The 16,600-nt window shown below is 35.0% G+C and carries 13 protein-coding genes, 2 pseudogenes, 1 riboswitch and 1 other annotated feature; of the genes and pseudogenes, 5 read left to right on the plus strand and 10 right to left on the minus strand.

The window, feature by feature from the left end; genetic code table 11:
* Positions 1–3: 3 nt before the first annotated feature.
* Complete coding sequence (locus JFT89_RS05175; RefSeq protein WP_016094325.1) at positions 4–912, minus strand: DoxX-like family protein; 909 nt, start codon at positions 910–912, stop codon at positions 4–6.
* A 192-nt stretch (positions 913–1,104) separates the two neighbouring features.
* A riboswitch (Lysine riboswitch) is annotated at positions 1,105–1,291 on the plus strand.
* A gap of 201 nt (positions 1,292–1,492) precedes the next feature.
* On the opposite strand from JFT89_RS05175, the gene JFT89_RS05180 reads away from it, so the two are divergent.
* Both JFT89_RS05180 and JFT89_RS05185 read left to right on the plus strand, forming a co-directional pair.
* On the plus strand, positions 1,493–2,722 hold the full coding sequence (locus JFT89_RS05180) for an aspartate kinase (protein WP_201039581.1): 1,230 nt from the start codon (positions 1,493–1,495) through the stop codon (positions 2,720–2,722).
* Between the two features lie 280 nt (positions 2,723–3,002).
* Positions 3,003–3,101 (plus strand): annotated as a pseudogene (locus JFT89_RS05185) (VOC family protein); the annotation flags it as partial.
* A 557-nt stretch (positions 3,102–3,658) separates the two neighbouring features.
* On the opposite strand, the gene JFT89_RS05190 reads toward JFT89_RS05185, so the two are convergent.
* Entirely contained in the window at positions 3,659–4,873 is a 1,215-nt protein-coding gene (locus JFT89_RS05190; RefSeq protein ID WP_002148946.1) for an IS110 family RNA-guided transposase, read from the minus strand.
* A 413-nt stretch (positions 4,874–5,286) separates the two neighbouring features.
* On the opposite strand from JFT89_RS05190, the gene JFT89_RS05195 reads away from it, so the two are divergent.
* Positions 5,287–5,589: a hypothetical protein gene (locus JFT89_RS05195; protein ID WP_000717614.1), complete on the plus strand. Its 303-nt coding sequence runs from the start codon at positions 5,287–5,289 to the stop codon at positions 5,587–5,589.
* Between the two features lie 242 nt (positions 5,590–5,831).
* On the opposite strand, the gene JFT89_RS05200 is transcribed toward JFT89_RS05195, so the two are convergent.
* Positions 5,832–6,539, minus strand: coding sequence for an IS6 family transposase (locus JFT89_RS05200; protein ID WP_201039582.1), 708 nt, complete (start codon positions 6,537–6,539; stop codon positions 5,832–5,834).
* Between the two features lie 251 nt (positions 6,540–6,790).
* Between JFT89_RS05200 and JFT89_RS05205 the strand changes: the two are divergent.
* Positions 6,791–6,958, plus strand: a pseudogene (locus JFT89_RS05205) (transposase); the annotation flags it as partial.
* Positions 6,959–7,357: 399 nt separating this feature from the next.
* Here the strand turns inward: JFT89_RS05205 and JFT89_RS05210 are convergent.
* The 3 genes from JFT89_RS05210 to asnA form a co-directional block, all read right to left on the minus strand.
* Positions 7,358–7,714 carry a helix-turn-helix domain-containing protein gene (locus JFT89_RS05210; protein WP_374191838.1) on the minus strand — a complete coding sequence of 119 codons (357 nt, stop codon included), beginning with the start codon at positions 7,712–7,714 and terminating at the stop codon, positions 7,358–7,360.
* Positions 7,715–7,827: 113 nt separating this feature from the next.
* Complete coding sequence (locus tag JFT89_RS05215) at positions 7,828–7,941, minus strand: helix-turn-helix transcriptional regulator (RefSeq protein ID WP_002031128.1); 114 nt, start codon at positions 7,939–7,941, stop codon at positions 7,828–7,830.
* A gap of 144 nt (positions 7,942–8,085) precedes the next feature.
* Entirely contained in the window at positions 8,086–9,069 is a 984-nt protein-coding gene (gene asnA / locus JFT89_RS05220) for an aspartate--ammonia ligase (protein ID WP_002064745.1), read from the minus strand.
* Between the two features lie 70 nt (positions 9,070–9,139).
* Positions 9,140–9,399 (minus strand) — a binding site (T-box leader).
* 408 nt (positions 9,400–9,807) lie between these two features.
* On the opposite strand from asnA, the gene JFT89_RS05225 reads away from it, so the two are divergent.
* Positions 9,808–9,939, plus strand: a complete 132-nt coding sequence (locus tag JFT89_RS05225) for a DUF3934 family protein (protein ID WP_000047589.1) — start codon at positions 9,808–9,810, stop codon at positions 9,937–9,939.
* 135 nt (positions 9,940–10,074) lie between these two features.
* Here the strand turns inward: JFT89_RS05225 and JFT89_RS05230 are convergent, their stop codons facing one another.
* From JFT89_RS05230 to JFT89_RS05245, 4 genes are all read right to left on the minus strand, one after another.
* Entirely contained in the window at positions 10,075–13,281 is a 3,207-nt protein-coding gene (locus JFT89_RS05230) for a DEAD/DEAH box helicase (protein ID WP_002064744.1), read from the minus strand.
* Between the two features lie 371 nt (positions 13,282–13,652).
* Positions 13,653–14,888 (minus strand): MFS transporter, encoded by a 1,236-nt coding sequence (locus JFT89_RS05235; RefSeq protein ID WP_033706641.1) that lies wholly within the window; start codon positions 14,886–14,888, stop codon positions 13,653–13,655.
* Between the two features lie 146 nt (positions 14,889–15,034).
* Positions 15,035–15,505, minus strand: a complete 471-nt coding sequence (locus JFT89_RS05240) for a MarR family transcriptional regulator (protein ID WP_001030885.1) — start codon at positions 15,503–15,505, stop codon at positions 15,035–15,037.
* A 161-nt stretch (positions 15,506–15,666) separates the two neighbouring features.
* A complete protein-coding gene (locus JFT89_RS05245) occupies positions 15,667–16,599 on the minus strand; it encodes a response regulator (RefSeq protein ID WP_002135525.1) in 933 nt (310 codons plus the stop codon).
* Between the last annotated feature and the right edge of the window lies 1 nt (position 16,600).

The raw sequence follows: 16,600 nt of genomic DNA on the forward strand, positions 1-16,600 counted from the left end.
TACTTATCCCTTTCTCGTCCTCTTGCAATTTTTTGCGCTTGGCAAATTAGTGCTATTTATATAACCGACAATCGATAACCCTATTAGAAGAAAATTTAATGTAATCGGATTAAACGGTTGCGTAAAACTAGCGATATTCGTCGATCCTGCCGCTAATGTTAAAACTATCAACAATATAATATGCCCTATAAATAATTTTCGTTTTGGAAGTGGCAATAGCCATATCACACCCAATATTATTTCTAGAAATCCAACTATTTTAAGCATAAAAATACTACTTTCATTCGATCCGATTAGTGCAGAAAGCATCTTTACTTCTTCTGAATGAGTAAACATCAATTTCGGTACAATCCCTTGATATAACCATACGAAAGCAAATAAAAAGCAAACTAGCCAATACGTCATCGTTCTTCTAATTAGCAACTTAGGATGAAGTCCCTTTTCTAACCATAATTTTAAAGCATCAAAACTCCATGCTGTCGCCCAACCTAATAGTGGACGAAAAACATATAAATCTATCACATTTCCTATACGACCAAATCTCGTATCATAATCATATTGCGTTTCAAAATGAATATGTTCTTCATTCGGTGTATACTTCCAATAACCACGCCCTATTTGTATAAGTGATAATTGATTGTCTGTCCAAAATTTTAAAGAGGAAATGCGTTCTCCAGTTTCTTTTCTTATTTCACCTATCGATTCCCCTTCTCCGGCTATTTCAAGTCCAAATCCGATCTTTGTTTTATATAAAAACTTCTGTGGTTCTCCCTCTTTTTTTTCTAAATACGAAATCTCAGTAAAACGAGCATCCCACTCTGTATGTATATCAGGCTCTTGTGTATATTCCCATAGTTTCTCCATTGTTGTGTTCATTTCTGTTGCTACATAAATAGGCTTTTTCTTCCCCATCCTTCCACCTCCCATGCTCTATATTTTTAATGTACATGCAACGAATTTATTTTGCTACATTTTTCACAAACTAATTTAATAAAAAGATAGAATTTCAAAAAAACACAAAAAACACTTGATTCCCTGAAAAATTTAAATTATTATAAAACAAATGTTACCAACAACTTCATAAATCATACACTCTCGCCTAAAACGTGAGATAGAGGTTGCAACGCTTATAAGTATTCTAAAGGAGACACAGAGATGTCTATGATCTTAGAGGAAAGGAAGTGTTGCCGAAATTGATAAATTTCTCTGTATTTATCAATTGGGGCTGTTTTCGAATAGAAACAGAACTGTCATATGTACAGACGTGTACGTATGAAGAGCTATCTACAAAAAAGAGATATCATTTTTATGATATTCCTTTTTTGGCGGTTTTTTTATTAGCTCCGTTTTCTGTTTCCCTTTTCCTGTAACAGCACCATCCTCACTTATTTGAGATGGTGTTTTTTGTTTTTCTCTCTGGTAACTATAGGAATATTGGGATTTGTATATGTCCTAACCTATTCTTAAAAATGGACGAAAGAAGGAATTCGTAATGGAAACGATTGTACAAAAATTTGGCGGTACCTCTGTCGGAAGCGTCGAGCGCATTCAACATGTAGCAAATTTAATTATTGAAGAATATGAACGAGGACATAGTATTGTCTCTGTCGTTTCAGCAATGGGAAAAAGTACGGATAAACTTGTAGCACTTGCTAACGCTATTACTGAAAATCCAAGTAAACGTGAAATGGATATGCTCCTATCTACAGGAGAACAAGTAACCATTTCATTATTAACAATGGCACTACAAACAAAAGGTTATAACGCAATTTCATTAACAGGATGGCAAGCTGGTATTACGACAGAATCTGTACATAGTAGTGCACGGATTACTGACATTAATACCACTCGTATTCAGTCTCACCTTACTGAAGGCACGATTGTTATAGTAGCTGGTTTCCAAGGAATAAGTGAAGAAAATGAAATTACCACACTTGGTCGCGGTGGCTCCGATACGACTGCTGTCGCATTAGCTGCTGCACTAAAAGCAAAAAAATGTGATATTTATACGGATGTGACCGGCGTATATACGACTGATCCACGAGTTGTACAAGATGCTTATAAATTAGATGAAATTTCTTATGACGAAATGTTAGAACTTGCCAACCTCGGTGCTGGCGTATTACACCCACGCGCTGTTGAGTTTGCTAAAAATCATAATGTAATTTTAGAAGTTCGCTCAAGTATGGAACAAGAAAACGGAACAATTGTAAGGGGAGAATATAACATGGAACAACAATCAATCGTTAAAGGTATTGCATTTGAGGATAATATTACACGCGTCACAATTAAAGGATTAGAACAAGGTGCACTTTCAACAGTTTTCTCTACATTAGCAGCAGCACATATTAATGTAGATATTATTATTCAAAGTATTACAAATGAAGGAACTGTTCACCTCTCCTTCTCGATCCATTCTAATGATTTAAGAGAAACATTAGAAGTATTGGAACAAAATCAAGAAGCACTTCACTATGAATCTGTAGAACATGAAAATCATTTAGCAAAAGTATCAATTGTAGGATCTGGTATGGTATCTAACCCAGGAGTTGCTGCGAATATGTTCACTACTTTAAAAGAAGAAGATATTCATATTAAAATGGTAAGTACATCAGAAATTAAAGTATCTGTCGTTATTGACCGTCTTCATTTAGTAACGGGTGTTGAAGCACTTCATCAATCATTTATGGCGAAAATTGAGCCTTTAGTGCAAATGAGCTAATTTCCGCCGGTAAAACTTACAATAAATTATATTAATCTATTTCCTTCCTATATAAATAGAAAGCTGTTTGCATAGTGGAAAGTGAGAAAAAGGTTATTTAGTTTAAAATAAAGTCGTTTAAAGAACAATAAAATTGTTAAAAAATAGAATCAAGTCATTCTATTCAACAATCGGGCAGTTATCTCCCACCTAACTTCCTCGCATTCGCCGAATTTTGAGGTGGGAGTCTTATTGCCCGCAAATAGCGGGATAAATTTTTACACATAAGGAGATAAAGACTATGGCAAACAACAGATTACTAAGAATGGACAATGTCAGCATCGTTGTAGAATCTCTTGATAACGCAATCTCTTTCTTCAAGGAGATTGGATTAAAACTCGGAGAAATTTTATCAAGAAGCATTAAAGTTTGCAGGGGATTCAACATCTGACGATGTTGATTTAAAATAAAGTCCGATAATTTATAAAAAAGATTGATAACTTAAAATAAAGTTTGATAAAAATGACTTACTAGGAGTCACCATACATGCCCATCAAGTTAACAAATGTAAATACCCTCAAAACGAGAAATTCGTACCATTTTCTCGTTTTGGAGGTTCTAAAATTCTTAAGTTGATGGATATGTGACGCTACCCCATAAGCTATATTTTTTAAATAAATTATCTTAAACTCAATGTTTTTTTCGCAAATTTATTGTTACAATATAAATTGTAACGGTTACATAAAGTTAAATAAGACTTGTGGTATTAAGTCAAGTATATGATTGATAAAAGCTAGAGAAGAATTTCTAAAAAAGAGCGCAGGAAACTAAACCTTAGGAATACACAGAACGTTAGTTCGTATTTTTAGATGGGAAACATGAATGTTTGTTCATATCCCTAAAGCCGTCTTGAAAGGATATCAAAAGCAGTAGTTAGCTCTTGATTTACACGCTCCTTTATGGCATGTAGAGTTGGTGGTTGCGTAGTAGCACATCCACCAGACGCACTAGTTTTCTCGCTGTTAAGACAAGGGCTCTTTTATGTTTGTATTTCGGAACTTCATCATATTTCTTTAAATAATAAGCACGGTAAGTAGCTTCACGAAGTTGTACAGAGTTGGCAGCTTCAACCATGTAATAACGAAGATACTGGTTTCCCGTTCGTGTCATGGGTGTTCGTTCCGATTCAAAGTTTCCAGATTGCGATTTTTTCCAGTAAAGACCGGTGTATTTGGCCAATTGTGCTTCGTTCTCAAAGCGTTCAATTTGTCCAACTTCCGCAATGATTCCCGCGGCGTATACGACTCCAATGCCTGGAACACTTGTTAAATATCTCGCTTCTGGAATGGCTTCGAATAAAGCAGTAATGCTTTTTTCTATCTCTTTGATTTGTTTTTTCAATGTTTGAATCAATCGTGCATAAGTGGCTAATACAACGTCCACAGAGTCTTGAACGACCTTACCTAGTCGGTAGGAGTCACGTATGGCTTTCTTGATGGTTTTCGCTAAATCTTCCGGGTCGCTAAAGCGTCCTTTCCCCTTTTTCTGAAGAAGAGTAGCGAGTGCTTCTAGATCCATTTCTGCGATTTCATCCAACGAAAGGGAATCTGAGAGTATTTCCATCATCGTCGCACCAAAAACAGAGGTATTTAACTCTTTCGATAACGTATTACATTTGTAGTAAAGGTTCTCCAGAAAGTGTTGCTTACATTCTGTTTGCTGGTGAACGAGTTGATATCTAGATCGTGTTAAACGTTGAAGGGCAACGTATTTTTCCTCCTTGATAAGAAACTTATTATACCGCCCGATTCGTAAAAAATCGGCAATACGGAAAGCATCTATTTTATCGGTCTTATCTTCTTCAAAGAGTTTTTTATACCGATGGATGGCTTTTGGATTTTGTACGACCACTTCCACGTCTAAAGCCCTCAAATCCTTATCTTCCGTTAGGAACATGGAAGGATGGAAACTATAGACGGAAGTAGATTCCATGCCAATGACAATTTTTTCATAGTTGTACAACTGGTGAAAATGGAGAACATCCTCCTTAATGGCGTTGGCACCATTCACATCGTTTGAAAGACAAATTTCTTTCAAAACAGTGTCATGACTGTCAAGAAAACATACATCAAGTTTTTCAGAGCTTACATCAATAGCTACGAATAATCTCATGGAAAGGACCTCCTTTCTTTGAATAGTATTTGGAATGAGCTTGGATACTGTGGGATCTCCCTAGAGTCCAAAACATAGCCACAACCTCGCGTATGAGTATTCAATGATTGCCTTCACCTAAGCTGCCCTCCCACCACTATGAGAGGTAAGTGAAGGAAACCGATACAGCTTGTGCGTATGCAGTGCATTTTGGTCTGGGTCACAGTCTTTTAACGTGGTCGAACTACAGGAGGAGTAAGCATATTCCCGATGGATCCATTTCCACACTTCCATTATCTAGGGAAATCCCCCAGTATCCAAGACTAAATTTTACCCATACATCATTTTTTTGATGTAGCTCTTGAAGATAAAAACTATTTAATTTTCAAGGAACAGTTATTAACTTAAAACTTATTATACGAGGAGGGTGTATCATGAAAAAAATATGCTTTGTATTAATTGTCGACGCTGGTATAAATTATGGTTCAATATTTTCTCTACCATTTTTAAGGAATCAGGATGATTTGAAGGAATATTTTTCTAAGTATTATGATGTTTCAATTAATTATATTAGGGATAAAAACTCAGTTGACTATTTGGTAGTTCCCAAACCGTGTCCACCTTTTGATAATGAAAATAATCTTCCAATAATTGAAGTACCAGCAATCTTATTTATGGAAAAGGATTTTGAAAAAATAAAGACTTATATAGACAATTATTTTTCTAATAACTCATAAAGAAAATAAAAGTACAGTAAAAAGAAGTCCGATAAAAAACGAGTGGCGTAGAATATTTCTATTAATCATTCGTTTTTTATTATATTTACATATATTTTTTAAAAGAGGATTATAGACGTTCTGAAAAAATTAATTATAACAAGAACAGTGTTCGTGCTACTATCTACGGTTATTTTTTGGGTTCTGGTGCAAAGATAAAATAAAAGAGAATATAGCGCATATATTTCGAGCGGAATTGTATTTTATGCTGTTAGCCCAAACAATTGATGGATGAATTCTTTCTGATTTTGGACAGACTGGTCCCGTAAATCAATCTGTTCTTTTTTAATCATATGCATGGCTTCAACACCACTCAATATAGAAGTTGCAGTTTTAAATGACTTAAACCCCAACATAGGATGCACACGTTTCTTAATAAAACGATGATCTTGTTCCACTATATTATTGAGATATCTAACTTGTCTTAGCTTTATGCCTTCAGGCATATGTTTTTCTTCTTTCAACGCTTGAATTGCTACAGGATAGGCAGGGTTCTTATCTATTGTTATCACGCGAGGTTTAGAAACGTACGAAAAAGTCAGGGCTTTCTTGAAAAAACACTTGGCGGCTTGTTTATCTCTTGATTTACTTAGATAAAAATCAATGGTATTCCCTTCTGAATCAACGGCACGATATAAATACATCCATTGCCCTTTTACTTTAATATAGGTTTCATCGACTCTCCATGAATCATTTGTTGATTTTAGATGATGTCGTACTTTCTCTTCTAGTTGAGGTCCATATTGATGAACCCAGCGCATAATCGTTGTGTGAGCAATGGGTAATCCTCTTTCCTCCATCATTTTCACCAGGTTACGGAAGCTCAAATTGTACCTTAGGTACCACCTTACTGTTAATAAGATTAGTTCCGGCTGATAATGCTTCCATTTGAACAAATTTCTCTTTTCCATACCGATCACACACCTTTTTTAGAGTAATACTATCAGTATGTCCAAGTTTAGGAGATTACTGGCAAGAGCTTTAGAGTTTTTGCACCAGAACCTATTTTGGTTCTGGTGCAAAAAATAATGTCATTGTGTACACTGAAATTATGCATAAAAAGTACGTCACTCTTTCTCGTTAATATAAAAGAATAGTAACGTGCTTTTAACTTTAAAAATAGCCTAAATGCTTAAGTTGATGGCGATGTGGCGGTACCCCTTCTACATATCAAGGTTCAGGAGGTAGTGGTCATAGTGCTGGTGTGAAAATTCAATTAGATTACAGATTTGCTTAGTGGTCAATTCTTACATGTTCATGTAAGTTCGGGAAAGAAAAATGATAAAATTTTGGTTCTACTTGCTTAACGTCTCTTCAACCGCATATGGTACATTGCTGGAGGATTACTATTATTTAATCTTTTATATTTTTTAGGCTATCGGAAATCTTAAAATGACCAAATATAATTTCTAACAATTAAAAGCCGAATTTATCCGTTTTGGTGCGCAAATTACTTAAGTTGATGAGCATGTATAGTGACCCCTGTAAGTGTTTTAAAAGATAGAAAACAACTGTTTACGGTATAAAAATAGTGCTATTACTAAAAGGGATTTTTTACTTTACCTTAGGATAGCACTACACTACATTAAATAACTTTATTATCATTTTACACATAGATTTCAAGACTCTATACAAACAGCTTTTTAACATATTACTTATATCTAAAAATCGTTATAAAACAATTAGATTATTCACAATACCTTTTCCTAGGAAATATAACGGACTCTTCTCACTTCTTATCATATATATCTTTTCCTTTAAATAACGAGCGAAATTCATTCAAAATAACTTTCTTCACGTCGGAATAAAAGACCATCATGAATAGCGCAGCCCCTAATAAAATCTCTTGAATTCCTTCGTAATCAATGAAAGCACTCATAATTAGCAAACCAAATCCAATATAAAAACCAAACTCATTCTCTTTCTCAAAACCCTCATCTTCTTCATCAATATGTATTTTCTCTTTAAAGTTTTGATTCCCTTTTATTAATTCATCGAGCGTAACGTTGTACATTTCGCTCAATAAAATTAAATTATCAATGTCAGGGTAACTTTTATCATTTTCCCACTTACCCCGCTTTAACAGGCATTAAATCCCATCATAGCTTTTAAATACATCAAAGAAGCCAGATGGGATTAACTGCCTATAAAAGCCCGATTGGTTCAACTAATAATCAGTGGGATAAATCGCTCCACTGATTAAAGTTTCACTTTATACACCGCTTGCCTCGTCACCCCAATTTTCTTAGCGACATCCTCTTGTGAAAATCCTTTTGATTCTCGTAATTTTTTTAATTGTTCTCCCAAGTTCATAACGTCCCCTCCTTTAACAAATTATTACATAAAAGGAGATAAAAAAGAAAGAAACTATTAGTAACACTCACTGTAAACCACCAGTTTACACAATAAAAAAGGGAGAGTAACTCTATTTTCAAGCTACTCTCCCTCACACTTATATTAAAACAGATGAATGTTTTCTTTCTTGCAAGCTTCACGTAAATCGTCAGGCCATACAGAAGATTGAACTTCACCGATATGTGCTTTACGTAAGAAGTACATACACATTCTTGATTGGCCGATACCACCACCAATTGTTAATGGTAGTACATCTTCTAATATACCTTTATGGAAATCGTACTCACGTTTGAAATCTTCGCCAGTTTTAGTTAACTGCTCATCAAGGGATTTACTATCAACACGAATTCCCATTGATGATAATTCGAATGAAGCTTGTAGTACTGGGTGCCAGAATAAAATGTCACCGTTTAATTTCCAATCATCATAATCGGACGCGCGCCCATCGTGCTTTTCACCTGAACGGAGTGCATCACCAATTCCAATAATAAAGACTGCACCATGTTCTTTCGCAATTGCATGTTCGCGATCTTTCGGTGTTAATTCTGGATATTTATCTTCTAGTTCTTGAGAAGTAACGAAAACAATTTCTTCTGGTAAATACTTTCCAAGGAACGGATACTTTTCAAATAAGTGACCTTCCAATTCTTTGAATATTCCATAAATTGTTTGTACTGTTTTTTGTAGGTAATCGACAGTACGCCATTCTTTTTGAACGATTTTTTCCCAATCCCATTGGTCAACATAAATAGAATGCGTTGCATCAAGTTCTTCATCACGACGAATCGCGTTCATGTTTGTATATAAACCTTCACCAGCTTCATATCCGTATTCATGTAATGCGAATCTTTTCCACTTCGCTAGTGAATGTACAATTTCTAATTCTTCACCTGAATGTAACATATCAAACTCAATTGGACGTTCTACACCGTTTAAGTGATCGTTTAATCCTGATTTTTTCGTTACGAATAATGGTGCAGATACGCGGAATAGTTCAAGACGTTTTGCTAATTGATCCTCGAAAAATGTTTTAACTTCCTTAATTGCGATTTGAGTCTCTCTTACTGTCATTAATGATTGATACATGGTGGTTTCCTCCTAAAATGTTTGGATGTTGTGAAAAGAAGCCAACAAAAAAAGCCCTTCTTTCCCAAAAAACTGGGACGAAAGACTTTGGTTCCGCGGTACCACCCAAATTAGCAACAGAGGTTGCTCACTTATACAGTACGGAGATTAAAAAATCTCGATACTGTTCTTCTTGTAACGGCGAAGTTCCCGGCTAAGTCTACTTTCCTATAAAGGATTTCGGTTAGCGACTCCAGGAGGTTCTTCATAATAGGCTTCGTATCAGGCTCACACCGCCCCTGACTCGCTTAAACTACATCCTACTACTACTCGTCCTTTCATAGTCGTTTTATTGTCACATCTCTGAAACATTTTATTAATGATTATTCTATACAAAAAATAGATAAAGTCAACAAAAAGTTTTAAAAAATTTTTCAATTCTTTATTTTATGCCTTTACCAATTGTTCTTAATATAACATTTTTATTTCCTTTGTCTCTTCAATCCAAAAAACATTTCACTAATTGAAACTAACATATATACAACAACTAGTGTGATTGTTCGAAATATAGAATCCGCAGTATTTCTTATTATTTTCATTTTCTTTATAATTCCTTTCAGTTTACTCGCAATTTCATGATATACTATAGCATTCAAGCAGTTTGTTTTTATTTAAAGCAAGCATAGTCATTTATCGATAGTATTTTTCTAAAACATTGGCTATTATCAAATCAGATTTTTTATATAACGGAGTGATCATATGAGTAAAACGAAAGCAAAACCGAAAAAAGGTGTAGGACAAGGTACAGGAAGTAAAGGATGGAACCGTTGGCAATCAAGTGCGAAAAAGAAAGCTGCAAAACCATACAAAAGTAAAGGTACAAAGAAATAAAATAAATAGTGGGAGATGAACAACTCCCACTATTTAAAGTTTCACTTTATCTCTTTACTTTGTACAAAACAAAATATAATTATTACAACAAAAAAGCTATGCTTTCATCTCTATGAAAGCATAGCTTTTTTCATATTAAATCATAAGAATATCGCGGATTTCTTCCTCTGTAATAGAAGATAACTTTTCTTCTCCCGGCTCGATAATTTCAGCGATTAAATTTTTCTTACTCTCTTGTAACTCGTGCATTTTTTCTTCAATTGTTCCATGTGCTACTAACTTAATCACTTGCACTGTATTTTTTTGTCCCATTCGATACGCTCTATCCGCTGCTTGTTGTTCAACAGCTGGATTCCACCACAAGTCGTACAATATAACTGTATCTGCACCTGTTAAATTTAGTCCTGTGCCACCAGCTTTTAACGAAATAAGAAATAGATCCCCTTCTCCTTCGTTAAACCGATTGCATAGCTCTACACGTTCTTGCGCTGGTGTACTCCCGTCTAAATAAAAGTATGGAACTGCTTGACGATTTAATTCACGTCCGATTATCGAAAGCATCTTCGTAAATTGGGAAAAGATAAGAATTCTCTTCCCTGTACTTCTGCATTCCTCCAAAATTTCTAGCAGCTGATCAAATTTAGCTGAACTACCTTTATAGTCATCAACAAACAAAGCAGGATGACAACAAATTTGCCGTAGTCTCGTTAAACCAGCTAAAACCCGAATTTTATTTTTACGTAACGTATCTTTATCCAAATGTTTTAACGTTTCTTCTCTTAACTTTGCTAAATAAGCTGCGTAAAGCCTCTTTTGATCTGGTAAAAGTTCTGATGATTGTAAGTGCTCAATTTTTTCTGGGAGTTCGTGTAATACATCACCCTTTAACCTTCTTAACACGAAAGGTTTTACCCGCTTCGCAATATCTTCACGTCTTAAATCACCGAACTCTTTTCTTCCCGGTAATAATTCTGGGAAGACGACGTGGAAGATAGACCATAGCTCTTCTAATGAATTCTCTACAGGTGTTCCCGTTAATCCAAAACGGTACTCTGCTTGAATCGTTTTTACTGCCTTCGCAGTTTGCGTCGTATGATTTTTAAACGCTTGTGCTTCATCAAGAAATAACGTATGAAATGGCCTTGCATATAATCTTATATCTCTTCGTAGTAAAGGATATGACGTAATGACAACATCAAATTTCGTTATATCTTTTAAAATTTTTCGGCGCTCTGCTTGATTTCCATCGGCAATAACTGCTCTAATATGTGGAGCGAATTTTTTTAACTCGCTAAGCCAGTTGTAAACGAGGGACGACGGAGAAACAACTAATATAGGCAGTTTCTTCTCTCGAATTTCCGGCAAAACAGAGTCTATAAAAGCAATACTTTGCAACGTTTTCCCCAGTCCCATATCATCAGCTAAAATGCCGCCAAAACGATAATAGGCAAGTGTTTTCATCCACTGGAATCCGTATGTTTGATACTCTCTCATTATCGCATCTAAGCCACTTGGCACCACAAACTTCAGCTTTTTAGGGTTTTGAATGTTCTCTACCAATTCTTGAACGGACTCATCTAAACTTAATACGTTTCCTTCTTGCAGTGAATTCATCCATTTCACACTACGAATAAGAGGGACCTCTATTTCTTCGCCCTTTAAAAATTCTTTTCGAATACTAGATTCTTTTATAAACTGATTAATATCATTAAACTCTTTACTCTCAAGTGATAGTAGAGCACCACTTGCTAAACGATAATATTTTCGTTTCTCCTCAAGAGCGACTAATACCCCTTTAATTTCTGCCTCTGGAATACCTTTTATATCAAAGCGGAATGATAACCAATCAATTCTCTCTTTCCTTCTAACTCTTATAAGAGGAGCTGTGTCTCCCTTATGAATTCGTAATTTGATTGCTGACGTCGCATAAATATCAACTAAACCTTTTAACGTTGGAACAGCATGATATAAAAAGTTATATTCAGCTTCTTCATTATGCATAAAATAACCGCCTTCCGTTTTCGCGAAGGCACTTTCACTCATAATGTCTAAAATCTCTTTTTCCTTTTTCTCATCACGATTAAAAACAGATGGCTGCCCATCCTCTTCTAACGGATTAATCACGACGTTTCCATAATGAAATTCGAGACCTGCTAACAAACGATTTTTCACTCGATCTAAATACAATTTTGCTTTTAGCGAAGGCGTTTCAACACGATCTGATATTACTTCATCAATTCGCACAGTACCAAGCTTCATTAACCCTGGTACAACTTTTGCTACAAAGTGTTCCATCTTATCTGCTGGAATATACAATTGGTTACTACTAGAACGATTCATCATTTTTTGTAATTCGATAAGCCGCTTACAATCCTCAGCGTTCAACTGATACAGTTTCCCTCCAAATAGAGCATAACTATACGTATCCATTACTTCTACTTGTTGTAAGCCGTCAATATAAAGTGTAAACCCACCGTTACTCCCTTTATTAAACTCAAAATGTAAAGGAAGTAGCCCTTTTGAAATTTGTAAACCGTGAAAAGATTTTCCATCTTGATTAAGTCCCACAAACTCAACTTTAGAAAGTAAAGAAAGCATATCCTTCCATGAAGCTGGTGGTATTAAAATCATACTATCATCTTGTTTTGCATGTACTTCCAGTGTATCCTCATACATTTTTTCATTATGATAAATTTTAATGAGCTGCTGAATAATCGCATCCGTTTCTTGCTTAAAGCTATGTACATCCGGTGTATATGTAAATTCATTCGAACAATTATAGGACTCTCTTTTCTCCACATTGGAAAGAAATTCTCTAATATGATTTACAAAATACATCTTGGCGAGTTTAAACTGAATACCTAGCAGTGCCCCACCATTTTTCGTAACTACTGGCGTACATATAAATTCAACATGCAGTATTTCACGTGTATCAAAACGGTGTTGTTTACTTTTTGGTCTTAATGATTTTTCTGCAAATAAATGAAACATCCCGCTTGTTAATTGATCATTTCCACTCATATTCCCGCTACTAATAGGCACCATTCCACCGGTTTGCTGATTATAATTTATTTGTATCAATACTGCCGCAACATGTTGACAGTATGTTTGAAAAGACGCTAACGAAGGACAACTACATTTCGCAACAACATCACCTTTTTTAGCTTTTTCTACTGTAACATGAAAATCTTCGTTCCCTTTTACCGTCGCCTCGCAAATTTCTTTATTTTCATCATAATGATTTATTATTACTTTATTTGATTTATAATAAGCTTCGCCTCTTTTATATGAGGTCTCTCCGCATACTTCTTTAATAATCGATTTATTTAATGTAAAACTCATTTTTTGACACTTCCTTACTGTAAAACCATTTTCTCTTACTTAACATTTTACATGCTTCACGAGAAAATATAAAATGTTGGTTTAACAAAAAAGATACTTATTTATAAACACCTCAGACTGTAAGCAAATAGAGTTTCAGTACTTGTTAAAACTGCCTATTATGCAGGCGATTCTGAAATCTTCCAGCGTAGTATTTAAATATCTTCTACATTATTCATGTAAAAGTTTTACCGGCCATCGCATCAATAATTTAAAAGATATAATTTTATGAAGAAGAGTAATAAAAGTCTTGCACACACACCGTTGAGATGGATGTGCAAATTTTGATGCAGGGGTCTTACTGTCTATAATAGGGGGATAAAGTACGTAATTTACATATTTTCATGCGTGCCCTTATATAAGACTGTTATTGCGGCTACTATAAGGATGATCCCCATACAAGCAGGTGCGGCATGCCCAAGTGAAACATAAATTTGCCCTCCAATGATCGGCCCAATCATTCTTGCTAAAGCTTGAATAGATTGACTACCTCCTTGAACCCTTCCTTGTTCACTAGAATCGACAGACTTCGAGAGCATCCCATTGAATGAAGGTCCAAAGATGGAATCACCAAAACCAAATATAAACATTCCAGCGATAAGAAACGGATAAAATGAGAACAAAGCTGATGCTGCAATAAGACTATAACCTATAATCTCCGAAACCATTCCGAGAATTGCTATCTGTTTATCAGTAAGTTTTGTCAAAAGTTTTGGCATTATGAAACTTTGTGAAATGATATCTTGGAATCCCATAATTGAAAACATAAGTCCGATTAACGCAGGCTTCCAACTAAAAGTATCCATTGTAAATTGTGAAAAAATTGCCTGTAAAGATCCATTTGGTATCCAAAGTAAGAATGCTGAGACAAGTAGCCATTTTAAATTTTTCATGGAAAGTATATTTGCAAGCAGTGTAAATGGATTCAATCTTACAAAGGTAATCTCTTTCAATCTATTATTTTTGTCAAGGCTCTCAGGCATATATAAGATTCCATAAACAACATTTAATAAAGTTATTATTGCTCCAAAATACATAGGTACAGAATAACCAAACTTGGCAAGATATCCACCTATAGTTGGTCCAATTACAGTACCTACTCCTACAACCGCACTTACCCATCCGAAGTATTTCGTTCTTTGTTCTGGAGGAATAATATCTGCAAAATATGCGAAGATAGTGCTTATGCTCCCTCCTGTTATACCTTCTATTATGCGCCCAGCAAATAGTATCCATAGAGCTCCTCCTATGCCAAAAACTAAGTACCCGATTGCGGAACCGAAAAGGCATACTAAAAGTAATGGACGACGACCATATTTATCACTCAAAGCTCCAAGTGCGGGAGCCGCAAAAAATACGCATACTGCATAAACAGAAGTTAATAGCGTAACGACGACCGCTTGTTCTGCCGAATTACTTGTATATGGCTGCACTAAAAATGGAACGACAGGTATTATAATGCTGAATCCTATTCCGCAAAGAAACACAGAGATGAGACCGAATAGTAAGGCGTGTTTATCTATGACTCGTTCCGTATTATGTTCATTATGTGATCTGAATTTGGACATTTACATTCTCTCCCCAACAGTTATTTTTGTTTCCTTATCAACAAAACAATAACTCCATTTTGTTTCCCTGTCAACAAAATTACAACAATAAAAAAGGCGGTCCATCCTTGGACTGCCTGCCGTTTCATTTTTATTTTTTGAATAGATTACGACTTAATATGTACACCTTGTTTCTTTATTTCTGTATCCAAATGTCTACTATACTTTTCCACGAAGCTAAGTATACTATCAAATTCTTCCTCGGTTACTTGATCAAACACAACTTTATCCCGTTCTTCAAACTCTTTGTGCAGATCCTCATGTATTTTATAAATTACTTTCCCTTGTTCAGTAAGCCTAAAATAGATTTCTTTCTTATTATCCGACTTCTGATAACTTTCGATAAGGCCTTTTTTTATAAGTTTTTTAGTTATTCTACTTATGGCACCGCGAGTCATATAAAAGGACTCCGCAAGTTTTGTCACGTTAGAATCTACATTTTTTTCAATGTATTCGATACAATGTACTTCAGAAGAATTATAACCCTTAAGACTGTCTTCCATCTTATCCTTATTAAGCCAAACAATCTTATTATATAAGTCCCTGAAACCCACTATGACCTTTTCTTCTTTATTCATGTCCTGTCCTCCTCCCCGTTGGTGCATTAACAATATTATATTTATTTTTTGTTTCTATTCCAACTCTAATTAAAAAAGAGAGTCAAAAGCATGTTAAGCACCAAGAAACTCAATGTCACTTGAACAAGACTTTGTCTACAATCTGAAACACTTATCTCTTTTCATTCTATCTCCATCAACCGTTTCGCCTCAAAATACAACACTTGAATAAATTTCTTCGTATTAATTCGTATATGGCCAGAAGTTGCTACTTCATCCTTTGTCATTTCTGTCATTCGTTTTCTAACTACAGTGAAATCAAAAAATTTCGGAGCATAGCTTTCAAATTTCGGATTTGAAAAGTCTGTTAATCCAAGGGAAGCTAAGTGATTTAACGATTGATAAATCGCTCTACGTACCCTTTGTTCAGATGCTTTTCTCTCCTTATCTATATCTGCATCTGAAGCTATATTCTCTAATTTTCTTATAGTTATATGGTGAAAGATATCTTTTAGCGCAGGAAATCCAAATTCAAACGTTTGCTCTTTTTCTTGTCCATATAAATATTCCAACATACTAAGTAAATCTTTACTTCCATTCTCTCCCGCAATACCGAGTTCTGATAATAAATAGCGCCCTGAATCTGCTATTCTTTTTCCTTCCTGCATTGGCTCATTTCGAACTTGCGGCTGTTCCCACTTAAAAACGTTATTCAATGATTTTTGAATATCATGTATAGAGCGCTCTAAACGAATACGTTCCATTACTTTACGTACAACAGATACAACCTCAATTTTATTCAATGGTTTTGTAATATAATATTCAACACCAAGTGTATACGCCTCACCAATAAGCTGTTTCGATTCAACTTGAGAAATCATAATGATTTTCCCTGTAAAAGAGGATGCAATATGGCGAACTGTTTCAATCCCATCTCGCATTGGCATTAATAAATCAATAAATAAAATATCTACTTTTTTAAAATTTAATTGATCCGCTTCAATAAAAGCTCCATCTTCCGACTCTCCAATTACTTCCCCAAGATCGCCATCTTCAATAATTTGTGAAAGCATGGAGCGGAAAACTTCATCATCATCTACGATATAATAAAACAAC

It is taken from the genome of Bacillus sp. TH25 (assembly GCF_016650935.1).
GTDB lineage: Bacteria > Bacillota > Bacilli > Bacillales > Bacillaceae_G > Bacillus_A > Bacillus_A mycoides.